This window comes from Prevotella sp. (assembly GCF_051059605.1).
GTDB lineage: Bacteria > Bacteroidota > Bacteroidia > Bacteroidales > Bacteroidaceae > Prevotella.
Window position 1 is genome coordinate 365,310 of the sequence record NZ_CP050883.1, and the last position, 26,958, is coordinate 392,267.

The window sequence follows — 26,958 nt, forward strand, 5'->3', positions numbered from 1 at the left end:
ATTAGTTGTGTTTATTTTAATAAAAATCATTATCTTTGCGCTATGGAAACAAACAAAAAAATACTATTTACATTGTCATTATTGTTGTATTTTGTGTGTTGTAATGCGCAAAATACGACTCGTAGTTTTGTGTTGAAAATATCTGAAGATGGTGAGTCTACACTTACCGCTTATCTTCCGACAAAACCATCTGGTAGAGCGGTCGTTTGTTTGCCTGGTGGTGGGTACACTCATCTTGCAATAGATAACGAAGGACATAACTGGGCTGATTTTTTCAATCGTAAAGGAATCGCTCTTTTTGTGTTGAAATATAGAATGCCAAAGGGTGATAGAAACATCCCTATATCAGATGCTGTGAAATCAATGGAAACTGTAAGAGACAGTGCTGCAAGTTGGAATATAAACCCTTATGATGTGGGTATCATGGGTTCTTCTGCAGGTGGTCATTTAGCATCAGTTATTTCAACAAAAGCTGACTTCAATGCACGTCCAAATTTCTGTATTCTGTTTTATCCTGTCATCTCGATGGATAAGAGTAAATCACACGTAGGTTCATGTGATAATTTCTTGGGTAGTGGTGTGAATAATAAAGAACTGATAAATGAGTTCTCTACTGATATGCAGGTACGTAATCATCTTACTCCAGAGGCTGTGATATTCTTGGCTAATGATGATGGCGGAGTTCCACCATTGACAAATGGACTTGCTTACTATACTGCTATGCGAAGAAACGGAAATAAATGTTCGCTTCATATATACCCAACAGGTGGACATGGATTTGGATTCAAAAAAGATTTTGCATACCATGAACAATTGCTAAATGATCTTTCTACATGGTTGGATAATCACAAATCTCCTTCAAAGGATGCTATAAGAGTGGCATGTATCGGAAACAGTATAACTGATGGCTATGGAATAGACATGGCAGATGAAAAAGGATACCCTGCTATGCTTCAGGAACATCTTGGTGACAAGTATAATGTGAAGAACTATGGAGTGAGTGCACGCACGCTGATGAAGAAGGGTAACTTGCCTTATGTTAAAGAACTTGCTTGGCGTGATGCAAAGGCTTTCAATCCAAATATTGTGATTATTAAACTGGGAACTAATGACAGTAAACCAGAAAACTGGCAGTTTAATTCTACTTATCAAAAGGATTTGGAAGCGATGGTAGATACATTGAAATCACTTCCTGCAAAGCCTCAGGTGTATTTAGCAACTCCAATACCAGCCTTTAAAGGAACATGGAATATCAATGATTCTGTGATTGTGAATGGAATTATTCCTATTATAAAGAAAGTCGCTAAGAAAAAGAGATGTAAAATAATAGACCTCCACACTGAATATTCTCAATATGGAGGTCTAGTACTGGCAGACGGAATACATCCGAATGCCAAAGGTGCAGCCAAAATGGCTGACATAATATTTAATGCCCTCTCTTGCGAGTCACAGAGAAAGACTGTCTGCGGAAAACAAAAATAGGAATAACGCATCCGGCAACCATTCCAAACATTACCAATATAGTGAGCGTTGAAGTATGGAAGAAATCACCAACATTTTTGATAGTGAATTCTGTTGACTGCCTTACTATATTGATAGTGCTTATTACTGATTTATATGCAAACAAACCTGGAACCATAGGAAGAAGAGCTGGGAAAGCAAAACCTTCGGCAGGGTAGTGTAGATGCATAGCAAAAGGAATAGCTAATAAGCCGATTGAAAATCCTGCTATAGTAGATGCTGAAACCTGATCAAACATCAATGATGGTGAGTGCATCAGGAAATATCTAATACCATGACCTACACATGCTAAGAATGCTGAATAGGCAAGAGCTTTGCGTGGTGGATTTGATATTACTGCAAATCCCAAACCGGCAATAGCAGCATACAATCCATCAGCGATAGCTGCCATTACTACATTCGGTCTGACAACCTTAGTAAATATACTTGCGTCAATATTTAAAATCATAACAGTTATCGAGATTCCCAAGGCTATGCAAATAATAAGGAGAGTGGCATTGGTGATTCTTGCTATTCCATTCAAAGCGTTATGGTCTATTATATCCATAACACCATTGATGAGTGGAACTCCTGGGACAAGGTATAACATTGATGTTCCGAGAGAAATATCTTCAGTACCTCCATGTATAAATAGAAAATCAGTTGCTCCAACCAAAGTACTGATAAATGAACAGATGGTGAATATTGCTAGAACATTCCATTTTCGTTTAGTGAGCTGTTGTCTGACGAAGAATCCTATAAATGTAGCAATCCAAACGATAGCCATTGAAGTATAATTTCCGTCGAAAAGTCTACAGAAACATGCGTTAGCAAATGAAACAAGTATTAATACTGTCCATGGACTTTCACGAGGTTCACTAATCACATTATTGAATTTTTTCCATAATTCAGAAAGTGATAGTTTTTTATCAACAGCTTCCCATGATAAATGTGATAGCTTCATATTGATTTTGAAGTTCAGTCCCATAGACGGAGTCTTCTTCACATAAGTGTATGAGTGCTCGCGTCCTTCGTCATGCAACGTAATGCTGATGGTTTTAGGGAACATCATTATGTTACACCAATATCCAAAAGACTTTGCTATACGTATCGTGTTGGCTTGGATACGTGATGTCTGAACTCCTACAGCTTCCAGAGTGGCTGCATATTCCGCAAGAAATATTGTAGTTTCTTTTAGAGATTTGTGAGCTTCATTACTGATTTCAGTAGGCTCGCTCGATTGTGAAAAATTGCTCATGAAAGTTTAATACCTATGTTATACGTTATATTTTGGTGCAAAATTAGTAAAAATCTGCCAAATATGACATATAATTTACTGCCAATTTTGGCATATATGCTAATTGGCACATTTTTAGCATATAGTATGGCATAATAAACTATTAATTTTAAAATTAAAAATATAAGAATTATGAACATTAAACCATTATCAGACAGAGTGCTGGTACTTCCTGAACCAGCTGAAGAAAAAGTAGGTGGAATCATCATTCCTGACACAGCTAAAGAGAAGCCACAACGTGGTAAAGTCGTAGCTGCAGGTTCTGGTACAAAGGACGAACCTATGATTCTAAAAGAGAATGATGTCGTGCTTTATGGAAAGTATGCTGGAACAGAATTGGAATATCAGGGTGAGAAGTATCTTATCATGCGTCAGAGTGATATACTTGCAGTTCTTGCAGAATAATTTAATGTGTAATTTTAATTTATAATAATCATGGCAAAAGATATTAAGTTTGATGTAGAGGCACGTGACCTCTTGAAGCAGGGTGTTGATCAGTTAGCTGATGCAGTAAAAGTAACATTAGGTCCTAAAGGACGCAACGTAGTAATCGAAAAGAAGTTTGGTGCTCCTCAGATTACAAAGGATGGTGTTACCGTAGCAAAGGAAATTGAACTTGAAAATCATTTTGAGAATACTGGTGCACAGCTTGTAAAGAGCGTAGCCAGCAAGACAGGTGATGATGCAGGTGACGGAACAACAACTGCAACGATACTTACTCAGGCTATTGTAGCAGAAGGTTTGAAAAATGTAACTGCTGGTGCTAATCCAATGGATTTGAAGCGCGGTATTGACAAGGCTGTTAAGGCTGTTGTTGATTTCATTGCGAATAATGCAGAACTTGTAGGTGATAACTATGATAAGATTGAGCAGGTAGCAACAGTTTCAGCAAACAACGATCCAGAAATAGGTAAGCTTCTTGCTGATGCAATGCGCAAAGTTTCTAAAGATGGTGTTATCACTATTGAGGAAAGCAAGAGCCGTGAAACTCATATCGACGTTGTTGAGGGTATGCAGTTTGATCGTGGTTATCTTTCTGGATATTTCGTAACAGATGCAGACAAGATGGAGTGTGTTATGGATAATCCATACATCCTTATTTATGATAAGAAGATCAGTAACCTTAAAGACTTCTTGCCAATTCTACAGCCAGCTGCAGAAAGCGGACGTCCATTGATGGTTATTGCTGAAGATGTAGATTCTGAGGCTCTTACAACATTGGTTGTAAACCGTCTTCGTGGTGGTTTGAAGATTTGTGCTGTTAAGGCTCCTGGATTCGGTGATCGTCGCAAAGCAATGCTTGAGGATATCGCAGTTCTTACTGGTGGCGTAGTTATCAGCGAGGATAAGGGCTTGAAGCTAGAGCAGGCTACTCTTGAAATGCTTGGAAGTGCAGAGAAAGTTACTGTCACAAAGGATAACACTACTATCGTAAGTGGTCATGGTGTAAAAGAAAATATACAGGAGCGTGTAGCTCAGATTAAGAATGAAATTGCTAACACAACAAGTTCTTATGATAAGGAGAAGCTTCAGGAGCGCCTTGCTAAACTTTCAGGTGGTGTAGCTGTACTCTATGTAGGTGCTAACTCTGAGGTAGAGATGAAGGAAAAGAAAGATCGTGTAGACGATGCACTTTGTGCAACACGTGCTGCAATGGAGGAAGGTGTTGTTGCCGGTGGTGGTACAACATATATCCGCGCTCTTACTGCATTGAAAGACCTTAAGGGTGACAGCGCTGATGAGCAGACAGGTATTAACATTGTTGAGCGTGCTATCACATCTCCTCTTCGTCAGATTGTTGCAAATGCAGGTGGTGAAGGTTCAGTTGTTGTTAACAAAGTAGCTGAAGGCGAGGGCGATTTCGGTTATAACGCACGTACTGATAAGTATGAGGATATGCGTAAGGCCGGTATCATTGATCCTGCTAAGGTTGCTCGTGTTGCACTTGAAAATGCAGCTTCTATAGCTGGATTATTCCTTACAACAGAATGCTTGATTACAGATAAGCCAGAACCTAAGTCAGCTGCTCCTGCAGTACAGCCAGGTATGGGTGGAATGATGTAATTAAATTTGTAAACTCAATATAACAGAAAAGGGGCTAATCTTTAAAGATTAAGCCCTTTTTTTTATTTATTTGCTAATAATTATAAAAAAAAACCGCAAACCTTTTGAATGTATTGGAAAAAACTATATCTTTGCAATAGTTAAGATAAAAAAGTATCGGATTAAATCCGAAAAAGATATTTTTTTGATTTGTTTTAGTAGATTAGTTTTTAAGTAGTTTGTTTTTGAAAATCGGTTGTCGTGATGACATCCGATTTTTTTTTGTATCTTTGCAGAATGAAAATGAATATCAATTGGAAACGGTGGGCAATAATGGCAATAGTTGCCTTTTTGCTTATAATATTAACAAGGTCATTCTTTATGTCCTTAGGTATATTTATGGTATTGTTGCTAATAGACAATTTGTTGGGACAGTGGGAGGAAAAGCGCAAGAACAAAAAATAATGTTCTTGTATCTGTAGATGATTAAACAAAATATCACTTATGCAAAAGTTGAAGAAATTATATGTTGATTATAAAGGTGAAGAACCTATAAGTATAGAAAAACTTCCAGGAGCAGGTAGCAACAGACAGTATTATCGTTTTGTGGATAAGGATGGCGGTACTATTATCGGCGTTGTAGGTACGAGTAGAGATGAGAACCACGCTTTTATATATCTGGATAATCATTTCTCAATGAGAAAACTTCCTGTTCCAAACGTTTTGGCTGTTAGCAATGATGAGTTGCGCTATTTGCAGACTGACCTAGGAAATTCATCTTTATTTGATGCAATAAATGGCGGAAGGGAAGCTGACGGAAGATATAATCAAAAAGAACAGCAACTGTTGGTGAAGACCATAAGGGAATTGCCTAAGATTCAGATTGAAGGTGCACGCGAACTGGATTGGACTAATTGCTATCCACAACCTGAATTTGATAAAGAAGGTGTACTCTTTGATTTAAATTATTTCAAGTATTGTTTTCTTAAAGCTACAGGACTGGACTTTCATGAGCTTAAACTCGAAGCTAATTTTAGAATGTTTGCCAAAGATTTGACTGCTGAAGATTGTGATAGTTTTCTTTATCGTGATTTTCAGGCGCGCAATATAATGTTAGACGAAAATGACAATCCATACTTTATTGACTTTCAAGGAGGACGAAAGGGACCTTATTATTATGATTTAGCTTCTTTCTTGTGGCAAGCTTCTGCAAAGTATTCGTTCAAACTTCGTCGCAAACTTGTCTATGAATATTATGATTCGTTAAAGAATTATGTAGAGGTTCCTTCTGAACGCCATTTCGTTGAAAGATTGAGCTTGTTTGTTTTGTTTCGTACTCTTCAGGTTTTAGGAGCGTATGGTTTCAGAGGATATTTTGAGCGTAAAAAGCATTTCTTGGATTCAATACCTCCAGCAATGGATAATCTTCGTGAACTTCTGAAACTTAATCCTGATATATTCCCTTATCCATATATGATGGAGATGTTGAAGAAACTTACAGAAATGCCACAGTTCTCGCATGTTGAAGAACCTGCACACAGCAGAGCTGACGGATATAAGATAACTGACAGTAACGTTTACGTAGCACATTCACAAGACGGTCCTGCTACATTCTCAAATTATGATGATAAAGGACCTTTGGTTGTAAATGTGAACAGTTTCTCATTTAGAAAGGGCATTCCTGATGACCCTTCTGGAAATGGTGGAGGTTACGTGTTTGATTGCCGTAGTACTCACAATCCAGGTCGTTACGAACCATATAAGAAACTTACCGGACTTGATGAACCGGTTATTCGATTCCTTGAAGATGATGGTGAGATATTGACGTTCCTTGATGAAGTGTATAAACTAGCTGATCATCATGTCATGAGATATATCCAGCGTGGATTCACGAATTTGATGTTTTCTTTTGGTTGTACTGGCGGTCAGCATAGATCAGTATATAGTGCACAGCATCTGGCAGAGCATATTCATGAGAAATTTGGAATAGAAGTACATGTGAATCATCGTGAACAGAATATACAGCAGACATTACTGAAAAAGTAAAGAGAAGTCTACTCACTATATTCATTATTCATGATTCAGCATTTTCATATTTGAAACAACGTAAACGGAATTATTTTCCAAAAGGAAAAACTCTTGTATACGTAAATGATATTAATCAGTATATCCGTGCATGATATGGCGGATATACTGATTATCGTATATTGACATAATGTTGTTCATAAAAAGAATAGAGTTCTTACGCACATTGCCAAATGATGTAGTGATAGGGATAAAGTCAATTACTCTAAAATAAATTTTGTCATCTCGTGAAAAATGGTTATATTTGCACGCATTAAAAAAGAAAATGATGCAAGCAATGATTTTCGCAGCAGGATTGGGCACTCGCTTAAAACCTCTTACCGATAGTATGCCAAAGGCGTTGGTAAGAGTTGGAGGAGAGCCGCTGCTCAAACGCGTGATCTTTCGATTGAAAGATGCCGGATTCAATTCAATAATAATTAATGTACATCATTTTGCAAGTCAGATAATTGATTATATAAAGGAAAATGATAATTTCGGACTTGATATAAAAATCAGCGATGAAACTTCAGGATTGCTTGAAACCGGTGGTGGTATAAAGAAAGCCATACCTTTATTTAATCCTAATGATCAGATACTCATACATAATGTAGACATCTTGAGTAATGTAGATTTGAAGAAATTCTATAGTGTAGATCGTCGTGTCATGTGTAAGTCTTGTGGCGTTCCGCATCGTCAGGCTGGGGCAGTATTGCTTGTTAGCTGGCGAGAGACAAAGAGATATCTGATGTTTAATGATGACATGCTTCTTGTCGGTTGGGTTAATATCGAAACCGGTGAAATTAAGAGTCCTTATGCTGAAGTTAAATCTTCTACGGTAGATGAGCTTCGTAAAAATTATAATATGTATGCTTTTTCGGGTATACATTCTTTCTCTCCTCAACTATTTCCATTCATGTCTGATTATCCCGACAAGTTCCCTATAATGGATTTTTATCTGCAAAACTGCGATAAGATAGCTATTAAGGGATACGTGAAAGAAGACTTGAAACTGATGGATGTCGGAAAACTCGATACGATTGATAATGCCGAAATTTTTCTTGAGGAATTGAATCAATAAAGAAACTATATATTTAATCAAACAATTAATATGCAACAGAAGATTATTATTCTTGACTTCGGTTCACAGACAACACAGCTTATTGGTCGTCGTGTACGTGAATTGGACACCTTCTGCGAAATCTTACCTTACAACAAATTTCCAAAGAATGATCCAAACATTATTGGTGTAATTCTTAGTGGAAGTCCTTATTCAGTTCATGATAAGGAGGCGTTTACGGTTGAGTTGAGCCAATTTATAGGCAAGTATCCTGTTTTGGGTATATGTTATGGTGCTCAGTTCATCTCGTTTGCCAATGGTGGAAAGGTTGAGCAGACCGGTACCCGTGAGTACGGCCGTGCAAATCTTGAGACAATAGACTTGGAAACTCCTATTTTCAAGGATTTCAAGAAAGGTTCACAGGTTTGGATGAGTCATGGTGATACGATCACCGCTATTCCTGAAGGTTTTCATATCACAGGTTCTACAGCCGACGTGAAATATGCAGCTTTTGCCAATGAGGAGAAACGTGTATGGTGTGTACAGTTTCATCCAGAAGTGTTCCATTCTACTCAGGGCACACAGTTGCTGAAGAATTTCGTTGTTGACATCTGTAAGAGTAAACAGGAATGGAGCCCAGCTTCATTTGTTGAAAGTACTGTTGAGGAACTGAAAGCACAATTAGGTAATGATCGTGTTATTCTAGGTCTTTCAGGAGGTGTAGACTCTTCTGTTTGTGCTACATTGCTCAATAAGGCTATAGGCAAGAACCTTACTTGTATATTCGTTGATCATGGTATGCTTCGTAAGAACGAGTTTGCTAAGGTTATGGAAGCATATAGTGGACTTGGTTTGAATGTAATTGGTATTGATGCTAGTGAGAAGTTCTTTAAAGATCTTGAAGGCGTTTCTGATCCAGAAACAAAGCGCAAGATTATAGGACGTGACTTCGTTGAGGTGTTCAATGCTGAAGCTAAAAAGATTGTTGATGCTAAATGGTTGGCACAGGGTACAATATATCCAGACCGTATTGAGAGTCTAAGTATCACTGGTATGGTTATCAAGAGCCATCATAATGTAGGCGGACTCCCTAAAGAAATGAAACTTCAACTTTGTGAGCCATTGCAATGGTTGTTTAAGGATGAAGTTCGTAGAGTTGGTCGCCAGCTGGAGATGCCAGAGCGCTTAATCAATCGTCATCCTTTCCCTGGACCAGGACTTGCTGTTCGTATCCTCGGTGATATAACACGCGAGAAAGTTCGCATTCTTCAGGATGCTGACGATATATATATTGAGGAAATGCACAACTATATATGCGAAGACGGAGATGCTTTGTATAACAAGGTTTGGCAGGCAGGAACAGTTCTTCTCTCTACTATACGTAGCGTAGGAGTTATGGGTGATGAGCGAACATACGAACATCCTGTAGCATTGCGTGCTGTTACTAGTATGGATGCAATGACTGCAGATTGGGCGCATCTTCCTTATGATTTCATGGCTAAAGTGTCAAATGAAATAATTAATAAAGTCAAGGGTGTGAACAGAGTATGCTATGACATCTCTTCAAAACCACCATCGACAATAGAGTGGGAATAAAATTCCGTTATAAATAAAAATAGCCTCAATCTTTTGGTTGAGGCTATTTTGTTTATTTATATGTTTGATTAGAATTGGTATCCTACAATAATTCCGGCAGTGATATTAACCGTATTTACTTTAAACAGTTCATCAACGACCTTTCCTAAATCGTTGTCTGATTGATACAATTCCTTGAAACCGCTTTCCACAAAAGCTCCAAGTTTGATCTTGTTTTTGTAAGTGTATTGAATTTCGGAATCAAATCCGTAATCCCAACGGCTTTTAAACATACCGTTATTTTCAAACGAATCATACTTTGTCTTATTCCTTATCCCATTCACTGTTTCTGTGATAGTTCCTTTCCCATTAGTTCCATAGGCAATGTAAGGACCTCCAAGAATCTGCCATTTGCTGTTGACCGCGTTTAGTCTGCCAATCCTTATACCTAGTCGTAATGGTAAAGTGATGTAATTTGCATGGAAAGAAGACTCCTTTGAATTTGTATATAGTGTGCCATTCTTTTCATATCTATAATCTTCTTTTGTCACCCTATGCCTGTTTGATAAATACAGTCCTGGCACAATAGATAATCTGCTTGATATAGGAATGTCTGCATTACCACCTATACGCCAAGAGATATTTGGTGAATACTGTGGTCCTGCTTCAACACTGAATTTAGTTTGTGAGTTCATGGCTGTAGTTGCCATTACCATCAATAATGCAATAATTACTTTTTTCATGTGGTTATTTGTTATAATTTCGCAAAGTTAGTAATTATTTTCAATTATCTTTGTCTGTATTCTTTTTTTCTTTCAATAGATCACGTATTTCTGATAACAATTGTTCTTCTTTTGAAGGGGTTGCGGGTTTCTTACCTTGGTTATTCGTAATCTTATTTATTGTCTTAAGAATCAAAAATACACAGAATGCGACTATGATGAAGTTAAGCAGAGCTTGTAGAAAATGCCCATAGTTGATTGTTACAGATGGAATTTTTTCCATTCCAGGAATGTATACAGAGGGCAACTTGAATTTTAAGTCAGAGAAGTTTACTCCTTTGATTAGCCAACCAATAGGTGGCATGATGATGTCATCTACAATACTACTTACTATTTTGCCAAAAGCCGCACCGATGATGATACCGATAGCCATGTCTACAGCATTGCCTTTTACGGCAAACTCTTTGAATTCACTGATGAATTTACCCATAAATATACTTTTTAAATTAGTTACTAAATGTTCTTTTGTAATATAGAGTTGTCACTTTTAGATACAACAAAACCAAAGTTTGTTATAAGGTTTAATGAACTCACCTTTTTTATATAAATTAATACAGCTTTGAAGTGCAAATATAGAAATAATTTTGTATCTTTGCGCTCGGAAATACGAAAAAAAGCAATGCGGTGTTATATTTTTGATGTTTCGACAATAACAAGTTACGCTGCTATTTGCTTGATAGGTATTAAGTTTAAGGATATATATTTTTAACCCTTTAAAATATAAAAGTAAAATGATTAAAATTGGTATTAACGGTTTCGGTCGTATTGGCCGTTTCGTTTTCCGTGCAACTCTTGAAGAGGCAAACGCAAAAGATGTAGTAGTAGTAGGTATCAACGACCTTTGTCCTGTTGATTACTTGGCTTATATGCTTAAGTACGATACAATGCACGGTCAGTTCCAGGGAACCATCGAGGCTAATGTTGAGAAGTCTCAGCTTATCGTTAACGGTAACGTTATCCGTGTAACTGCAGAGCGCAACCCAGCTGACTTGAAGTGGGACGCTGTTGGTGCTGAATACGTTGTTGAGTCTACAGGTCTTTTCCTTGCAAAAGAGAAGAGCCAGGGTCACATCGACGCAGGTGCTAAGTATGTAGTTATGTCTGCTCCTTCTAAGGATGATACTCCAATGTTTGTTTGTGGTGTAAACTTCGACAAATATGTTAAGGGATCTCAGTTCGTTTCTAACGCTTCTTGTACAACTAACTGTCTTGCTCCTATCGCTAAGGTTCTTAACGATAAGTTCGGTATCACAGATGGTTTGATGACAACTGTACACTCTACAACAGCTACACAGAAGACTGTTGACGGTCCTTCTGTAAAGGATTGGCGTGGTGGTCGTGCTGCTGCAGGCAACATTATCCCTTCTTCTACTGGTGCTGCTAAGGCTGTAGGTAAGGTTATCCCTGAGCTTAACGGTAAGTTGACTGGTATGTCTATGCGTGTTCCTACTCTTGACGTATCTGTTGTTGACCTTACAGTTAACTTGGCTAAGCCTGCTACATACGCAGAGATTTGCGCTGCAATGAAGGAAGCTTCTGAGAATGAGCTTGCTGGTGTTCTTGGTTATACTGAAGAGGCTGTAGTTTCTTCTGATTTCCTTGGTTGCCCATTGACATCTATCTTCGACGCTAAGGCTGGTATCGCTCTTACTGATACATTCGTAAAGGTTGTATCTTGGTATGACAACGAGATTGGTTATAGCCACAAGGTTGTTGAGCTTATCAAGCACATGGCTAAGGTTAACGGTTAATTCTCGGTTAATCCTATCCAAAAATAAAATTACTGCCGTTCAGCATTGCTGAACGGCTTTTTTTTTATAAATTTGTACCATGAATAAAATGATTACCATTCTAGGACCTACTGCCAGCGGAAAGACAAGTCTTGCCGCAGCTCTTGCTTGTGACCTTGATGCCGAGATTATAAGTGCTGATAGCAGACAGGTATATAAAGGTATGGATATAGGTACAGGAAAGGATTTGGATGACTATGTTGTGAATGGTCGCCCCATTCCTTACCATCTTATAGATATATGTGAACCTGGTAGTAAATATAATTTATTCAGATATCAGGAAGATTTTATGCGTGCCTATACTGACATAACGAGTAGGGGAGTGACTCCTATTCTATGTGGAGGCACAGGACTTTATATAGAATCGGTATTAAAGGGATATAGCTTGTCACCAGTTCCGCAGAATGAAGAACTACGTAAGAGTCTTGTTGGTAAGTCTCTTGATGAACTGACCTTGATGTTGAGTGAATTGAAGAATCAAAATCATAGCGTAATGCACAATAAGACGGATGTTGATTCTTGTCAGAGGGCTATAAGGGCAATAGAGATTGAAACTTATAATCTTGACAACCCGATGCCTAAAAGAACTTGTCCGCCAATAGATTCTGTGATTATTGGTGTTAATATAGATCGTGAAGTGCGTCGTGCCAAAATATCAGACAGACTTGTAAAGCGTCTGGATGAAGGTATGGTTGATGAAATAAAAGGACTTATTGACAATGGAGTTCCTGCTGAAAATCTTATTTATTATGGTCTGGAATATAAGTATATCACAGAGTATGTGATAGGTAAGACTAGCTATGACGAAATGCTGCACGGTTTGGAAATCGCTATTCAACAGTTTGCTAAGCGACAGATGACGTGGTTTCGCGGTATGGAGCGCAGGGGATTTGTCATTAATTGGATTGACGCCCTTTTGCCTATGGATGAGAAAGTTAATAAGATAAAGAAAATAATGAGTTTATGATGACAGAAAACCGTTGGGGAGTGCTTTATTGCCCAAAGCATGAAGGGCTTTCAAATCCATCAAATCGATGGGAAAAGATTGAGAAGGCATTGCACGATAACAATGTTGATTATGATTTCGTGCAAAGTGAGAACTCAAAGAGTGTCGAGCGTCTTGTGAAGATGATGATCAATAATGGTTATAAAACTATTGTTATTGTTGGTGGTGACTCTGCTCTGAATGATTCCGTGAATTGCTTGATGGATGTAGAGAAAGATGTGCGCGACCAGATTTCACTGGGCGTTATCCCAAATGGTTTGATGAATGACTTTGCTCATTTCTGGGGCTTCTCTGAAAGCGAATATGATCAGTCTATAAAATGGATTAAGCAACATCGTGTGCGCAAGATTGATCTTGGGTGCATTCGATATTATAATAAGAGTGGTGAAGCATGCCATCGCTATTTCTTGAATTGTATTAACATTGGTCTTATTGCAGCTATCATGAACTTGCGTCGTAAGACTCGTCATTTCTTTGGATCACGCACTTTGTCTTTCATGTTTTCTTTTATCATGATGATATTCCAGCGATTAGAATACAAAATGCACATGAAAATCAATACTGATGAATTGCAACGTAAGATGATGACTGTCTGTGTGGGCAATTCTACAGGTTATGGTCAGACTCCTAATGCAGTTCCTTATAACGGTATGCTTGATGTATCAGTGGTCTATCATTCAGAGTTGACACAGATGCTAGAAGGATTATACTTGTTCTTGCGTGGTAAGTTTCTTAATCACAAGAGCGTGCATCCATATCGAACAAGAGAGATTGAAGTCTTTGATGTTCAAAGGGCAATGGTGGGTGTTGACGGACGATTGATGAATACACCTATTGGTCCATTCAAGATTAATGTAGAGCAGGAAGTGATAAACTTTCTTATCCCGGAATAATCGTATAGACTATCCCATTTGACTTATTCTTAATATCTCTTCGCTGTTAATGAGTTTGATTTTTCTACCATCAATAGCGATAAGTTTTTCGTTGGCGAAAGCCGAAAGTGTGCGGATAGCATTGCTTGTAGTCATGTTTGACAGATTTGCCAAATCTTCACGACTTAAGTATATGCTTAATGTATATCCGTCTTCCTCAATGCCATAACTTTCTTTGAGGAAGATTAGTGATTCTGCAAGACGCCCACGTATATGCTTTTGGGTTAGATTCACTGTGCGATCGTCGCTATATCCCAACTGCTTTGATAAGTATTTAATGAAGAATAGACTGATGTTAAAGTTGTTCTTCATTAGCTTCATGATGACGGGCATTGAAAAGAAAGCAACGGTAGATGGCTCAAATGCCATAGCGGCAGTCTTGTAGTCTTCGTCAGCAAAATAGGCTCTGAATCCAAAAAACTCTATTGGCTTTATAATTCTTAATATCTGATTGCGTCCACCAATGCCAAGCTTAAATATCTTCACTTTGCCCTGCACAAGACACATCATTCTTGTCGGACCGTCAAAGTCTTTATATACTAGTTGGTTTCTCTTGAATTTTTGGACATAAATACTATCGGAGAGAATATTTATCTCTTCGTCAGTAAGCGGTTGCCATAGTTCTGAAATAGCTTGAACTATGGCTAATTTGTTGTTGTCCTTTTTAAAAGCCATATATATCTAGAGAGATGTAATATAAATATTACTTGGGCAAAATTAATAAAAAAACTTAGAATTAAGCATTTATTTTGACTAAAAATATATTGTATAACATAAAAATAAGCGTTTTCGCAAAAAAAGCTTGACACTAAATTTGTAGACTGAACATTTTTTGCTAACTTTGAAGTCACGTTGAGTTGCCTTATATAAAAAGGTGAATGCTCACAAAACACAATAAAAAACATTTTAAACCTTAATAGAGAACTATGAGTTATTTAAAATTTGAAAAAGCTCTGATGACGAATCTCCAAGAGTCATTACCAAGAGAGTTGCTTCGCACCAACCGCTCTGGAGCTTACTCTTGTTCCACTATTGTTGACTGTAATACCCGAAAGTATCATGGTCTGCTTGTCGTTCCGGTTCCTGAACTGGATGACGACAATCATGTATTGCTTTCATCACTGGATGTTACAGTGGTTCAGCATGGAGCTGAATTTAATATGGGACTTCATAAGTATCAAGGTAATAACTACAGTCCAAAGGGACATAAGTATATCAAAGAGTTTGATTGCAATAAGGTTCCTACTACGATCTATCGTGTAGGTGGAGTTATCTTGAAAAAGGAAGTCGTGTTCCAGCATTATGAGGACCGAATTCTGATTCGTTATACGCTTGTTGATGCCCATTCTACCACAACATTAAGAATACGTCCGTTCCTTGCTTTTCGCAGTGTAAGACAGTTTACTCACGAGAACTCCGTTGCTAGCAGAGATTATCAGTCTGTTGACAATGGAATAAAGACTTGTATGTATCCTGGTTATCCAGAATTGTTTATGCAGTTCAGCAAGGAAAACGAGTTCATGTTTAAGCCCGATTGGTATCGTGGTGTTGAATATCCAAAGGAGCAGGAACGAGGATATGCCTCTGATGAGGATCTTTATGTTCCAGGATATTTCGAGTTAGACATAAAGAAAGGCGAAAGCATTGTCTTTGCTGCTTCTATCTCTGAAAGTTCTACAGACACTTTGAATGAACTGTTTGATACCGAGGTAGGTAAACGTACGCCAAGAGATAACTTCTTTCATTGTCTAGTCAATGCTGCTCATCAATTCCATATTCATGAGAACAACGATGATAGGTATATTCTTGCAGGTTATCCATGGTTCAAATGCCGTGCTCGTGACATGTTTATCTCATTACCGGGACTCACTCTTTCTATAGAAGAGCAGTCTTATTATGAACTTGTGATGAAGACGGCTCAAAAGGGACTTGATGAGTTTATGGAAGGTAAACCGCTTTCGGTAAAGATTTATGAAATGGAACAGCCTGATGTACCTTTATGGGCTATATGGTGTCTGCAACAGTATGCTAAGGAAGCCGGAATGCAGAAATGCCTTGAGATGTACGGACCTTTCATGAAACGTATATTGACGTTTATAGAAAAAGGTAATCATCCTAATCTAAAGGTTATGGATAATGCTCTTGTCTATACAAATGGTACTGACAAGGCTGTAACTTGGATGAACTCTACCGTTAATGGTAAACCGGTTGTGCCTCGTACTGGGTATATTGTTGAGTTTAATGCTTTATGGTATAATGCACTAAAGTTTTGCGCATCAATAGCCCTGCTTGCTAAAAAGAATAAAGATGCCGAACACTTGGAAAAGATGGCAGAAAAATGTCGCAAGTCTTTCCTGGATATGTTCATGAATGAATATGGTTATCTGTTTGATTATGTAGGTGGAAATGACAAGGATTGGAGCGTAAGACCAAATATGATTTTTGCTGTTGCCTTGGATTATTCTCCTTTAGAGCAAGACCAGAAAAAGAGCGTGCTTGATGTCTGCACACGTGAGTTGCTTACTCCTAAGGGATTGCGTTCACTGTCTCCAAAGAGTGGTGGATATAATCCTATGTATGTAGGTCCGCAGCCACAACGCGATTATGCTTATCATCAAGGCACAGCGTGGCCTTGGCTTGGTGGTTTCTATATGGAAGCCTGCCTTAAACTCTATAAACGTACCAGACTGAGCTTTATTGAGCGACAGATGGTAGGGTATGAAGATGAAATGATTAATCACTGTATAGGTACTATTCCTGAACTCTTTGATGGCAATCCACCTTTCAATGGTCGTGGAGCAATATCATTTGCAATGAATGTGGCAGAGATACTTCGTACGCTCGAGCTTCTTGAAAAGTATAACTTTAAATAAAATAGGAGGAGATACAATATGAAAGTATTAATGTTCGGATGGGAATATCCTCCTCACGTATATGGTGGACTGGCAACAGCTAATTATGGAATTACTGAGGGACTGCATGCTCAAGGTGATGTTGATATAACTTTATGCCTTCCCAAACCTTGGGGAGACGAAGATAAGACACCAGCAAACATTGTTGCAATGAACTGCGTGCCTATAGCTTGGCGTGATGTTGATTATAACTACGTTAAGAATAAAATCGGCAACATAATGTCACCGGAGCTTTATTATAAACTTCGTGATCATATCTATGGCGACTTCAATTATATGGCTGTCAATAGTTTGGGTGCTATGGATTTCGCTGGTGGATACCCTGCCAATCTTCATGACGAGATAAACAATTATTCTGTTATAGCCGGAGTTGTGGCTAGAACAATGGATTTTGATATCATTCACGCTCACGACTGGCTTACTTATCCTGCTGGCATACATGCAAAATATGCTAGTGGCAAACCATTGTGCATACATGTTCACGCAACCGACTTTGATCGTAGCCGTGGACACGTTAATCCTACAGTGTATGGGATAGAGAAAAACGGTATGGATAATGCCGACTGCATCATGTGTGTGAGCGAACTCACACGCCAGACGGTTATCAATCAGTATCATCAGGACCCACGCAAAGTGTTTACGGTTCATAATGCGGTATACCCATTAGAGAAAGAATTGCAGGATATTCCACGCCCTGATCATAAGGGTAAGGAGAAAGTTGTAACTTTCCTGGGACGACTTACAATGCAGAAAGGACCAGAGTATTTTGTTGAGGCAGCCAATATAGTTCTTCACCGCACTCGCAATGTACGTTTCTGTATGGCTGGTTCGGGTGATATGATGGATCAGATGATCTATCTTGCTGCAGAAAGAGGTATTGCAGATCGTTTCCATTTCCCTGGCTTTATGCGTGGAAAACAGGTATATGAATGTCTAAAGGATTCTGATGTTTATGTAATGCCTTCTGTGAGTGAGCCTTTTGGTATCTCTCCGCTTGAGGCTATGCAATGCGGAACACCTACCATCATATCAAAACAGAGTGGCTGTGCCGAGATTCTTACCAACTGTATAAAGGTAGACTACTGGGACATCAATTCTCTTGCCGATGCCATCTATAGCATCTGTCACAACGAGAGCTTGTTTGATTATCTTTCTGTTCAAGGAAAGAACGAAGTTGACCAGATTACTTGGGAAAAGGTAGGTTTGTGGATACGTGAACTCTATGAACGCACTTTGGGGTGGCGCTAGATAAACAAAATAAAGTAAAACAGTAAAAGTATATATAGCATGAAGACAATTTGTTTATATTTCGAAATACATCAGATTCTACATCTGAAAAGATATCGTTTCTTTGATATTGGTACCGATCATTATTATTATGATGATTACGAGAATGAGAGAAACATTACAGAGATTACAGAGCGTTCATATATGCCTGCGCTCAATGCGTTGCTTGATATGATCAAGGCTAATGGCGATTATTTCAAGGTGGCTTTCTCTCTTAGCGGTGTCGGTGTAGAACAGTTAGAGATGCATGCTCCGCAAGTGTTGGAAAAGTTGCAGGAACTCAATAATACAGGCTGTGTAGAATTCCTTGCCGAACCTTATTCGCATGGTCTCTCTTCACTTGTTAACGAGGACGGATTTGACGAGGAGGTAAAGCGCCAGTGCTCAAAGATGAATGAGTATTTTGGACAGTACCCAAAGGTGCTGCGCAACTCGTCGCTCATATATAGTGATGATATCGGACTGAAGGTTTCTCAGATGGGATTCAAAGGTATGCTCACTGAGGGTGCAAAACATGTATTAGGTTGGAAGTCTCCACATTATTTATATACAAGTGAGTTGGCTCCAAACTTAAAACTTCTGTTGCGTGATATAAATCTCAGCGATGACATTTCACTTCGTTTCAGCAATAAGGACTGGAGCGGTTATCCATTGTTTGCTGATACTTACATCAATCGTATTGCAGGGTTACCAAAAGAGGAGGAGGTTGTAAACATATTTATGGAACTTTCTGCTCTAGGCATAGCTCAGCCATTGTCTAGCAATATCCTTGAATTCTTTAAGGCTTTGCCTGCTTGCGCAAAAGCTAAAAATATAACATTCTCTACACCAACAGAGATTTGTGAGAATGTAAAGGCTGTCGATGCGCTTAATGTGCCAGACACACTTAGTTGGATAGACGAAGAGCGTGATGTAAGTTCATGGCTAGGTAATCCTATGCAGCGTGAAGCTTTCAATAAGTTGTATAGTGTTGCCGATCGTGTACGTATAGCTAATGATCCTCGTATAAATCAGGATTGGGACTATTTGCAGGCTAGCAACAACTTCCGCTTTATGACAACGAAGCCTGCTGTTGTTGGTGTTGATCGTGGCATCTATAGCAGTCCTTTTGATGCTTTCACAAACTATATGAATATCCTAGGTGATTTCATCAATCGTGTCAACAATCTCTATTCTACCGACATTGATAATGACGAACTTGAAGGCTTGCTCACAACGATCAAGAATCAAGGTGATGAAATAGAGATGAAGGATAAGGAGATTACTCGTCTTCAGGCTAAGATTGAAAAGATTGAGACTGAAAGCGATAAGTTCCGTGAGCAGGTAGAAGTGAAGTGTACTACAAAGAAAGATACTCCAAAGAAGTCTGCTGCAAAGAAATCTGTAACGAAGAAAGTAGGGAAGGAGCCTGCCGTGAAAGCTTCTAAGGAGTAATTATATATAATCACTCTGATATGTTGATTTGGTCGTAGCTCAGTTGGGGTTATTCCCAATGTGAGTTGTTTTATAGTGATGATTATTGTGATATTGGGAAGTCAGTAAAACTGACTTCCCTTTTAGTTCGTCCTGCATGGATAACGGGTGAAAGTCCCGAAACGCCCCTTGTAGTTGAAAGGAACAGTATGTTTTCAATCATTCATTTTAAAGATTTTAAGCCAAATAATTATAAATGTATCTTCTCAAATTTGCGAATTTGAAATAATCTACTTACATTTGCAGCGTTAATAGTAATACATATGATTGTAACGTTTGAAGAAACTTACCTGCGCGGCCTCTATGAAAAAGGTAGTACTGACGATAAGAAACATCGGTATCAACCACAAATCATAAGAGGATATCAAAAGGGTATCAAATTCATGAAGTTTGCTAAAAGGCCTGATGATTTAAGGCGCATAAACTCTCTGAACTTCGAAGCCCTGCATGGTGACAAGGAAGGTAAATTTTCTATCAGAGCCAATGATAAATATCGCATTGAGTTCACAATAGATGAAAACCTTGAAACGCCTGTGCTCACGGTATGCAACATTATAGAATTGTCGAACCATTATAAATAATGAAGATATGATCACATTAAGAGGCATTGACCCAAAAATGATCGCCAACAACCTGGAATCATCAATGTTGATTCATCCAGGAGAAATGATAAAGGATGAAATTGAGAGTCGTGGCATGACCCAAAAGAAACTCGCTGACATGACTGGTATTGCTCCATCGGTGCTCAACGAGGTGCTTAATGGCAAGCGCTCTGTTACCACAGAATATGCCCTGCTGATAGAAGCTGCCCTTGACATTGATGCTGACATTTGGATTGCCCTTCAGGCAGACTACGACAAGCAGAAAGCTCGCCACGACAAATCCTTCATCAAAAGGCTGGAAGAGATCCGAAAATATGCGGCGGTGCTTTAAGCATATTCCATAAGATGCACGATACCCTAAGTAAGCATTATGATAATGTAAACCTATTCCGGCTAAAGACAGGTCTACCAGAAAAAGTTTTTTTAATGTCACTAATGTCATAATGTCACAAACCCTTTGTTTATAAGGAATGAGCGAGTGACATTGAGTGACATTATAGGGGTAAAAGTGACATTAAACTGTAAATCATACCTGTTTTTGGCGATTTTTTACCAAAAATGCAGTACATATATAGACCATTTTTCGTTTATGATGGTCTGTATTTGTCATTATGTGCGCTATACTTTGCAATATGTTTTGTTTTTATATAAGAATCCAACTATAAAAATAGTGGTAATTATCATCAATCCAATTCTTGTACTTTTATTGATAATCATTTGTTTACCTCCGCTATGTAATACCCTTTTTCACGTTAGGCAATTCAATTACCTAACGTGGGTAATTGAGTTGTTCACGTTGTGTAACCCGATTACCTACGTTGTGTAATCGGATTACCCATGTGCTGAGGTAATCGAATTACACACGTGTCGGTGTAATCTAATTACCCAAAAGTTGTGAAAATTTAGGTAATCGTTTATGCACTCTGTTTCTATATTTATTTGCATCCTCCAAATTCATTTTTTGATGTTTACATATATGTATGGAGTAGATTTTGAATTATTCATACTATTCAGGAAGCCTGCGTATATGTTCGATAAAACTTCATCAGCACAAACATGTATTATGTAAATAGCATAATTGCGAAAAAAACGCTAAAAATAGGTTTACTTTAGGGTTTAATGTCACTTTTACCCTGATAATGTCACTTAATGTCACTGGCTGAAGCCCGATAAACAAAGGGCTAGTGACATTAGTGGCATTAAAAAAACTTTTTCTGGTAGAGTCTGTCTTTTGACAGCATCAAAACAAAAAAAGTCAGACAGGTATAATAACACTGTCTGACTCTCTTTATTTGTATGATTTATCTTTTATTCTTTATTTAAAATATCCTTGAGCAAATCAGGTAACTGAATATTCTCACAATTAATTACTGATAGAGCCTTTTTGCCCTTAGGGGTCAATGAGAAATACATTTGTCGCTTGTCTGTATTTCCAATAACACGTTTGATCATGCCTTTATTTTCTACAGACTTAATAACTTTGGATGTGTTAGAGGTTGTCAATCCAAGAGAGTCAGCGATTTCACCAGATGAAAGTTTCGAGGTTTTTGATAGACAACATAATAACATGCCTTCATTGAGACATAAGTTATATGTTTTCTCCATCTCAGCTTCAAATGCTGCTACGGCTCTATTTATTTCTCTTATTTTACATAATGTTTCCATCTCGTTTTTCTATTTTGCGTGCAAAAATACATCTATATGTTGAAAAAAAAGTATCTACATGAAATATTTTCCATTTTTTAACGCCCTGTATATGTTGACATAACACATTGTTTGTTGGCTATCTTCAGGGCATTTACGTGTATTATTTTTTCTTTTTTAATATCAAATCTAAAGGGCAGAACTTCGTAAACGATGATTGCAATAAATTGATACCAACAAAAAGTGGAAGTAATAACCAAAGTATAGATACTAGATATGCCAGGACTACACCAACGATAATCATAATCCCGGCTACTCCTCTAATAATATATTCTTTTTCCATAACGATTCTTTTTATAATAATATTGAATTTTTCTCTACATCAATAACAAATGCGTGAGCAGGAAAGCTAAATTCTGAATCAAGATTGCATTGGTTAACTTTCTCTATGACAAGTGATGACTCTTCTTCTGTAGTAAAACAGAAAAACAGAATGGAATTGGTTTTTGCATTACCCGAATTCTCTCCGAACCAGTTTAATAGTTGGGAGCTCTTGTTCTTTTTGAATCCGGTTATATCTATTGTGCTAAACCTCTTCACGCCAGCTTGATCAAGTAGCTGGGCTACTTGGTCATGGCTTTCTTTGATACTTAATATGATTGTCAGTTTCATAATTCTGTTACTTTACTTTGTTTTTTAGCATTTTAAAGTATAATAGTGGAACTACAATTAAAGTGAGCACTGTTGACGTGATAGTTCCGCCGATGAGAGATATTGCCAATCCTTGGAAGATAGGATCGAAAAGTATTACAATTGCACCTATCACAACACCTCCAGCTGTGAGTAGGATAGGGGTGGTTCTTACTGCTCCTGCTTCTACAATCGCCTGTTTTAGCGGAATACCTTCTTTTAATCTCAGGTCGATAAAGTCTATTAGCAGTATAGAGTTACGCACCATGATACCCGCCAGCGCAATAAAGCCAATCATGGACGGGGCGCTGAAGTATGCTCCCATGACCCAGTGTCCCAAGATAATACCAATGAGAGATAGTGGTATTGCCGATAACTGTACCAGAGGCGTTATGAAGTTTTGGAACCATGCCACAATCAGTACATAGATGATAATCAACACGAATAGGAATGCGATTCCTAAATCGCGGAACACCTCGTAGGTAATCTGCCATTCTCCATCCCATTTCAGCGTGAAGTTATCTTCTTTGCTTGGCTGTTTGTTGTACTCTTCGTTTAACTTATAACCATCTGGTAATTTTACCTTTGATAGATTTTTTGATACATCAGACATTGCATATATTGGACTTTCCAAGTTTCCAGCGACATCAGTTGTGACATAGACCACTCTTTTCTGATCTTTGCGGTTAATGCTTTTATCTTTTGGTCCTTCAGTTACTTTTACCAAATCTCCAATAGGTATAGCCATGCCTTGCTTGTTTACAACTTTCATGCTCAGGACATCTTCTATACTAGACTTATCTTTTTCTGGCATCTGTAATACGATGCCGATTTGATCTACAGTTGATGGACGATGCAAGATACCTATCTGCATGCCAGATAGAGCAGCATTGACGTTTTGTAGCACTTGTGCCTCTGGTATTCCCAGTTTCATAGCTTTGTCTTTATCCACTACGAATTTATACTCAGTCTGATTATCTTCTACAGTCCAGTCTACGTCTACAACATTATCTGTCTTTGACAAGATGTCTTTAACCTGACTGGCAACATTGATTTGTTTCTCATAATCAGGACCATAGATCTCGGCTACGATGGTTGACATAACAGGAGGACCAGGTGGAACTTCAACGACTTTCACATTTGCGTTATATCTTCTACCTATTGCCTGCAAGTCTGCACGCATTGATTTAGCGATGTCGTGACTTTGCTCGCTACGTTTACCCTTGTCAATCAAGTTGACCTGTATGTCAGCTATATTATCGCCTGAGCGCAAATCGTAGTGGCGTATCAAGCCATTAAAACTTATTGGTGCAGATGTACCTACATAGGTTTGATAGTTGGTCACCTTGTCGTTTTTGCTTACATATAGTCCAAGTTCTTTGGCTACGGCAGATGTGCGTTCCAAAGTTGTGCCTTCAGGCATGTCAACAACAATCTGGAATTCATTCTTGTTATCAAATGGCAGCATCTTTACAGGTACTGATTTCGTAAAGAACAGTAAGAAGGTTGCTAGCAGAATCACTGTTAATGACACCATGAAAGTCCATCTTCTTTTTCTGCTTTCAAGAAATGGTGTTGTTATTTTAGCATATACTTTATATATAAATGTCTCATGCAGTTCGGTAGATGACTTCTCTTCTGCCGCACCGTTGCTCTTTTTCTCTTTAAATCTTAGGAAGTGATATCCAAAGTATGGTGTTAACGTTAATGCAATCAATAGCGAGAATGTCATCGCAATAGCTGCACCGATAGGCATAGGACTCATGTATGGTCCCATCATTCCAGATACAAATGCCATTGGCAATACGGCAGCGATAACCGTTAATGTGGCAAGAATAGTAGGGTTGCCGACTTCGTTGATAGCAAAGAGTGCTGCTTGAAGTGGCGGTAGATTTTTCATCTTAAAATGTCGGTGCATGTTCTCGGCAATAACAATAGAGTCGTCTACCACAATACCCGTGACAAAGACGAGAGCGAAAAGCGTAATTCTGTTCAATGTATACCCCAGGAAGTAGTAGGCAAACAGCGTCAGTGCAAATGTGATTGGGACAGACAGGAATACGACTAGTCCTCCGCGCCATCCCATAGCGAGCATGACAAACAAGGTGACAGCGACAATAGCAATAACCAAATGCATTAACAGTTCTGATACTTTGTGAGATGCTGTTTCGCCATAGTTACGTGTTACATCCACGTGGATGTCATTGGTGATGACATTCTCTTTCAACTGGTTTACCTTATCCGTAACAGTTTCAGCCAGTTTCATTGCATCAGATCCTTTTTTCTTTGCGATAGATATCGTTATGGCAGAATAATCATCTGGCATATTGGCTTTCTCCTTTGCATTGGCTGCTCCATAACTGAATGAAACATATTGTTTAGGAGTTTCAGGTCCGTCTTCAACGTCTGCAATTTGATAAAGATATACAGGTTGATTGTCATTCGTACCGACAATCATATTCTTCACTTCGTCCTTATTGGCAAAGAAGTTTCCTGTTTGAACAGAGTAGGTCTTATCTCCGGTAACGATATTACCGCTTTGCATCTGGACATTGTTTGCCTGAAGAGACTGCGAAATCGTCCCAAAGTCTACATGACTTCCTGCCATCTTATCTTTGTCAAGTATCACTCTTACCTGACGGCTTTGACCACCAATAACTTTTACTTGTGCAACATCAGGAATTTTTTTGACTTCGTTGGCCACAACCTCAGATACCTGTCTTAGTTCATAGCCACTCATCTTATTGCTCCATAGCGTGAAAGCCAAAGCTGGAACATCATCTATAGAACGTGTTTTAACAAGCGGCATCGTTGTACCTTGTGGCATGTGGTCCATGTTTTTCATGATCTCGTTGTACAACTTAACTAAAGACCGTTCAGAGTCTTCGCCAACATAGAATTGTACGGTGAGCATGCCCATGCCATTCATAGAAGTAGAATATACATGTTCCACTCCCTTGATGTTTGATACAATCTTCTCCATCGGTTGTATCACTCCAGATTCCACTTCTTTCGGTGTAGCGCCTGGATATCCGATCATAATGTCCGCAGTAGGAACTTCTATTTGAGGATCCTCTTCGCGCGGAATATAATATATGCTGAATATGCCTAATAGCAAAAATGCAAAAACGAGCAATATGCTTAGCTTGGATTTGATAAATGCATTGGCTATCTTTCCTGAAATTCCATTTTCCATAGCTCGTGTTTTAGTCTGTTATGATAATTTTTTGTCCATTGTATAGTTTCACATGAGCGCTTTCTATCACTCGGTCGGTTTCACTAAGACCAGACAATACGATTACTTGATCTCCTGTTTCCTTGCCGAGACGCACCCAATGCAAAATGGCTTTGTTGTCTTTGCCTGCAACATAAACACCAGTGAGTTGATCTTTTGTTACGATAGATGATTTGTTGACAAGTATTTGTGAGGCACCTCCATCTGCTTTCTTATTTTGAATATGGATTCCGGCATACATACCAGCACGCAATTTAGCCTTGTCACTCTGATTGATAGAGATTTTCATCCCATATTGTCCTCCTGTCATTGTTGCAGATGGACTTAGTTCGCTGACGATACCGTTTATATTGATACTCAAAGATTTGATATCAATCTTTACATGGTCGCCAACATGTATATATGCTACATAGTTTTCAGGAACAGATGCGGTTACATTCATATCTCCGGACTGTTCTACTGACAGCAATGGCATTCCTGGATTGGCAATAGTGCCTTCGTCTACCATCTTCTGTGTGATGACTCCAGAGAAAGGTGCCCTTATATTGGTATAAGCGAGCATAGATTTCACTTCTGTTAATCCCTGTCTTGCCATTTGCAGACGAGCTTTAGCAGAAGTATTCTTGAGTGCTACGTTTTCAAGTTCTTTATCAGAAACACTCTTTTCTTCGTGCAATACTAGATATCTTTGGTAATCTCGCTGAGCATCTTTTGCAGCAGCGCTTGCCTCGATAATCATAGCCCTGACCTGAGCTTCTTTAGCTTTAATATCACTACTGTTTACGATTAAAAGAGTCTGACCTTTCTTAACCACGTCACCTTGCTTCACATAAATTTTATCAATGTATCCCATCACCTTTGTGCTGATTACAGCAGTCTGTTTGGCAGATACCATACCACTGATAAAGATTTCTTCTCTGTTAGTACTTGTAGGATAATAAGTATTTACTCGTACCGCACTCTCTTCTTTTTCTTTATTTGATTTAGATGAGCATGATGCAAGCACCGCAATTGCTGCTATGTATAAAAATGTATGTACTTTCATTGTTATAATTGATTTGATGTG

General features: G+C 38.4%; 23 protein-coding genes. 14 read left to right on the forward strand and 9 right to left on the reverse strand.

The features are described from left to right. Window positions 1-42 precede the first annotated feature (42 nt). Entirely contained in the window at window positions 43-1,482 is a 1,440-nt protein-coding gene (axeA1, locus tag HEQ28_RS01400) for an acetylxylan esterase AxeA1 (RefSeq protein ID WP_434503411.1), read from the forward strand. On the opposite strand, the gene HEQ28_RS01405 is transcribed toward axeA1, so the two are convergent. Next, window positions 1,427-2,758, reverse strand: coding sequence for a threonine/serine ThrE exporter family protein (locus HEQ28_RS01405; protein WP_434503412.1), 1,332 nt, complete (start codon window positions 2,756-2,758; stop codon window positions 1,427-1,429). The two genes, axeA1 and HEQ28_RS01405, sit on opposite strands and share 56 nt — an antisense overlap. Before the next feature lie 171 nt (window positions 2,759-2,929). Here HEQ28_RS01405 and HEQ28_RS01410 point away from each other — a divergent pair, with 171 nt between their 5' ends. The 5 genes from HEQ28_RS01410 to guaA all read left to right on the forward strand — a co-directional run bounded on the left by HEQ28_RS01410 (window position 2,930) and on the right by guaA (window position 9,560). Continuing rightward, a complete protein-coding gene (locus HEQ28_RS01410) occupies window positions 2,930-3,202 on the forward strand; it encodes a co-chaperone GroES (RefSeq protein WP_434503413.1) in 273 nt (90 codons plus the stop codon). 30 nt (window positions 3,203-3,232) lie between these two features. Then, entirely contained in the window at window positions 3,233-4,861 is a 1,629-nt protein-coding gene (gene groL / locus HEQ28_RS01415; RefSeq protein ID WP_434503414.1) for a chaperonin GroEL, read from the forward strand. Window positions 4,862-5,344: 483 nt separating this feature from the next. Beyond that, window positions 5,345-6,886, forward strand: coding sequence for a RapZ C-terminal domain-containing protein (locus tag HEQ28_RS01420; RefSeq protein ID WP_434503415.1), 1,542 nt, complete (start codon window positions 5,345-5,347; stop codon window positions 6,884-6,886). A 304-nt stretch (window positions 6,887-7,190) separates the two neighbouring features. Beyond that, on the forward strand, window positions 7,191-7,985 hold the full coding sequence (locus tag HEQ28_RS01425) for a sugar phosphate nucleotidyltransferase (RefSeq protein ID WP_434503416.1): 795 nt from the start codon (window positions 7,191-7,193) through the stop codon (window positions 7,983-7,985). Between the two features lie 30 nt (window positions 7,986-8,015). Further along, on the forward strand, window positions 8,016-9,560 hold the full coding sequence (gene guaA / locus HEQ28_RS01430) for a glutamine-hydrolyzing GMP synthase (protein ID WP_434503417.1): 1,545 nt from the start codon (window positions 8,016-8,018) through the stop codon (window positions 9,558-9,560). A 68-nt stretch (window positions 9,561-9,628) separates the two neighbouring features. On the opposite strand, the gene HEQ28_RS01435 is transcribed toward guaA, so the two are convergent. Together HEQ28_RS01435 and mscL are read right to left on the reverse strand one after the other, a co-directional pair. Then, a complete protein-coding gene (locus HEQ28_RS01435; protein WP_434503418.1) occupies window positions 9,629-10,282 on the reverse strand; it encodes an outer membrane beta-barrel protein in 654 nt (217 codons plus the stop codon). A gap of 40 nt (window positions 10,283-10,322) precedes the next feature. After that, window positions 10,323-10,751: a large-conductance mechanosensitive channel protein MscL gene (gene mscL, locus HEQ28_RS01440; RefSeq protein ID WP_434503419.1), complete on the reverse strand. Its 429-nt coding sequence runs from the start codon at window positions 10,749-10,751 to the stop codon at window positions 10,323-10,325. A gap of 301 nt (window positions 10,752-11,052) precedes the next feature. On the opposite strand from mscL, the gene gap reads away from it, so the two are divergent. From gap to HEQ28_RS01455, 3 genes are all read left to right on the forward strand, one after another. Next, on the forward strand, window positions 11,053-12,072 hold the full coding sequence (gene gap / locus HEQ28_RS01445) for a type I glyceraldehyde-3-phosphate dehydrogenase (RefSeq protein WP_434503420.1): 1,020 nt from the start codon (window positions 11,053-11,055) through the stop codon (window positions 12,070-12,072). A 79-nt stretch (window positions 12,073-12,151) separates the two neighbouring features. Further along, complete coding sequence (miaA, locus tag HEQ28_RS01450) at window positions 12,152-13,078, forward strand: tRNA (adenosine(37)-N6)-dimethylallyltransferase MiaA (RefSeq protein ID WP_434503421.1); 927 nt, start codon at window positions 12,152-12,154, stop codon at window positions 13,076-13,078. Continuing rightward, window positions 13,075-14,010 (forward strand): diacylglycerol/lipid kinase family protein, encoded by a 936-nt coding sequence (locus HEQ28_RS01455; protein ID WP_434503422.1) that lies wholly within the window; start codon window positions 13,075-13,077, stop codon window positions 14,008-14,010. The genes miaA and HEQ28_RS01455 overlap by 4 nt, the downstream gene beginning before the upstream one ends. 9 nt (window positions 14,011-14,019) lie before the next feature. Here the strand turns inward: HEQ28_RS01455 and HEQ28_RS01460 are convergent, their stop codons facing one another. Next, window positions 14,020-14,724 (reverse strand): Crp/Fnr family transcriptional regulator, encoded by a 705-nt coding sequence (locus tag HEQ28_RS01460; protein ID WP_434503423.1) that lies wholly within the window; start codon window positions 14,722-14,724, stop codon window positions 14,020-14,022. A gap of 251 nt (window positions 14,725-14,975) precedes the next feature. Between HEQ28_RS01460 and HEQ28_RS01465 the strand changes: the two genes are divergently transcribed. The 5 genes from HEQ28_RS01465 to HEQ28_RS01485 all read left to right on the forward strand — a co-directional run bounded on the left by HEQ28_RS01465 (window position 14,976) and on the right by HEQ28_RS01485 (window position 20,654). Continuing rightward, entirely contained in the window at window positions 14,976-16,922 is a 1,947-nt protein-coding gene (locus tag HEQ28_RS01465; protein WP_434503424.1) for a glycogen debranching enzyme N-terminal domain-containing protein, read from the forward strand. A gap of 18 nt (window positions 16,923-16,940) precedes the next feature. Continuing rightward, a complete protein-coding gene (locus tag HEQ28_RS01470; protein ID WP_434503425.1) occupies window positions 16,941-18,209 on the forward strand; it encodes a glycosyltransferase family 4 protein in 1,269 nt (422 codons plus the stop codon). Window positions 18,210-18,248: 39 nt separating this feature from the next. Beyond that, a complete protein-coding gene (locus HEQ28_RS01475) occupies window positions 18,249-19,682 on the forward strand; it encodes a glycoside hydrolase family 57 protein (protein ID WP_434503426.1) in 1,434 nt (477 codons plus the stop codon). A gap of 302 nt (window positions 19,683-19,984) precedes the next feature. Continuing rightward, entirely contained in the window at window positions 19,985-20,302 is a 318-nt protein-coding gene (locus HEQ28_RS01480) for a type II toxin-antitoxin system RelE/ParE family toxin (RefSeq protein ID WP_434503427.1), read from the forward strand. A 7-nt stretch (window positions 20,303-20,309) separates the two neighbouring features. After that, entirely contained in the window at window positions 20,310-20,654 is a 345-nt protein-coding gene (locus HEQ28_RS01485) for a HigA family addiction module antitoxin (RefSeq protein ID WP_434503428.1), read from the forward strand. Between the two features lie 977 nt (window positions 20,655-21,631). Here HEQ28_RS01485 and HEQ28_RS01490 read toward each other — a convergent pair. The 5 genes from HEQ28_RS01490 to HEQ28_RS01510 all read right to left on the reverse strand — a co-directional run bounded on the left by HEQ28_RS01490 (window position 21,632) and on the right by HEQ28_RS01510 (window position 26,937). Beyond that, entirely contained in the window at window positions 21,632-21,988 is a 357-nt protein-coding gene (locus HEQ28_RS01490; protein ID WP_434503429.1) for a MarR family winged helix-turn-helix transcriptional regulator, read from the reverse strand. A 142-nt stretch (window positions 21,989-22,130) separates the two neighbouring features. Beyond that, complete coding sequence (locus HEQ28_RS01495; RefSeq protein ID WP_434503430.1) at window positions 22,131-22,310, reverse strand: YgaP family membrane protein; 180 nt, start codon at window positions 22,308-22,310, stop codon at window positions 22,131-22,133. A gap of 11 nt (window positions 22,311-22,321) precedes the next feature. Further along, window positions 22,322-22,639 (reverse strand): hypothetical protein, encoded by a 318-nt coding sequence (locus HEQ28_RS01500; protein ID WP_434503431.1) that lies wholly within the window; start codon window positions 22,637-22,639, stop codon window positions 22,322-22,324. Between the two features lie 7 nt (window positions 22,640-22,646). Next, complete coding sequence (locus HEQ28_RS01505; RefSeq protein WP_434503432.1) at window positions 22,647-25,853, reverse strand: efflux RND transporter permease subunit; 3,207 nt, start codon at window positions 25,851-25,853, stop codon at window positions 22,647-22,649. 10 nt (window positions 25,854-25,863) lie between these two features. After that, window positions 25,864-26,937, reverse strand: a complete 1,074-nt coding sequence (locus HEQ28_RS01510; RefSeq protein WP_434503433.1) for an efflux RND transporter periplasmic adaptor subunit — start codon at window positions 26,935-26,937, stop codon at window positions 25,864-25,866. Window positions 26,938-26,958 lie beyond the last annotated feature (21 nt).

Coding starts and splice junctions, on each gene's coding strand:
- HEQ28_RS01470 (WP_434503425.1), top strand. CDS start 16,941: ATGAAAGTATTAATGTTCGGATGGGAATATCCTCCTCACGTATATGGT.
- HEQ28_RS01435 (WP_434503418.1), bottom strand. CDS start 10,282: ATGAAAAAAGTAATTATTGCATTATTGATGGTAATGGCAACTACAGCC.
- HEQ28_RS01485 (WP_434503428.1), top strand. CDS start 20,310: ATGATCACATTAAGAGGCATTGACCCAAAAATGATCGCCAACAACCTG.
- axeA1 (WP_434503411.1), top strand. CDS start 43: ATGGAAACAAACAAAAAAATACTATTTACATTGTCATTATTGTTGTAT.
- HEQ28_RS01420 (WP_434503415.1), top strand. CDS start 5,345: ATGCAAAAGTTGAAGAAATTATATGTTGATTATAAAGGTGAAGAACCT.
- mscL (WP_434503419.1), bottom strand. CDS start 10,751: ATGGGTAAATTCATCAGTGAATTCAAAGAGTTTGCCGTAAAAGGCAAT.
- HEQ28_RS01410 (WP_434503413.1), top strand. CDS start 2,930: ATGAACATTAAACCATTATCAGACAGAGTGCTGGTACTTCCTGAACCA.
- groL (WP_434503414.1), top strand. CDS start 3,233: ATGGCAAAAGATATTAAGTTTGATGTAGAGGCACGTGACCTCTTGAAG.
- HEQ28_RS01475 (WP_434503426.1), top strand. CDS start 18,249: ATGAAGACAATTTGTTTATATTTCGAAATACATCAGATTCTACATCTG.
- HEQ28_RS01405 (WP_434503412.1), bottom strand. CDS start 2,758: ATGAGCAATTTTTCACAATCGAGCGAGCCTACTGAAATCAGTAATGAA.
- HEQ28_RS01500 (WP_434503431.1), bottom strand. CDS start 22,639: ATGAAACTGACAATCATATTAAGTATCAAAGAAAGCCATGACCAAGTA.
- HEQ28_RS01480 (WP_434503427.1), top strand. CDS start 19,985: ATGATTGTAACGTTTGAAGAAACTTACCTGCGCGGCCTCTATGAAAAA.
- guaA (WP_434503417.1), top strand. CDS start 8,016: ATGCAACAGAAGATTATTATTCTTGACTTCGGTTCACAGACAACACAG.
- HEQ28_RS01505 (WP_434503432.1), bottom strand. CDS start 25,853: ATGGAAAATGGAATTTCAGGAAAGATAGCCAATGCATTTATCAAATCC.
- HEQ28_RS01510 (WP_434503433.1), bottom strand. CDS start 26,937: ATGAAAGTACATACATTTTTATACATAGCAGCAATTGCGGTGCTTGCA.
- HEQ28_RS01490 (WP_434503429.1), bottom strand. CDS start 21,988: ATGGAAACATTATGTAAAATAAGAGAAATAAATAGAGCCGTAGCAGCA.
- gap (WP_434503420.1), top strand. CDS start 11,053: ATGATTAAAATTGGTATTAACGGTTTCGGTCGTATTGGCCGTTTCGTT.
- HEQ28_RS01465 (WP_434503424.1), top strand. CDS start 14,976: ATGAGTTATTTAAAATTTGAAAAAGCTCTGATGACGAATCTCCAAGAG.
- HEQ28_RS01495 (WP_434503430.1), bottom strand. CDS start 22,310: ATGGAAAAAGAATATATTATTAGAGGAGTAGCCGGGATTATGATTATC.
- HEQ28_RS01455 (WP_434503422.1), top strand. CDS start 13,075: ATGATGACAGAAAACCGTTGGGGAGTGCTTTATTGCCCAAAGCATGAA.
- HEQ28_RS01425 (WP_434503416.1), top strand. CDS start 7,191: ATGATGCAAGCAATGATTTTCGCAGCAGGATTGGGCACTCGCTTAAAA.
- HEQ28_RS01460 (WP_434503423.1), bottom strand. CDS start 14,724: ATGGCTTTTAAAAAGGACAACAACAAATTAGCCATAGTTCAAGCTATT.
- miaA (WP_434503421.1), top strand. CDS start 12,152: ATGAATAAAATGATTACCATTCTAGGACCTACTGCCAGCGGAAAGACA.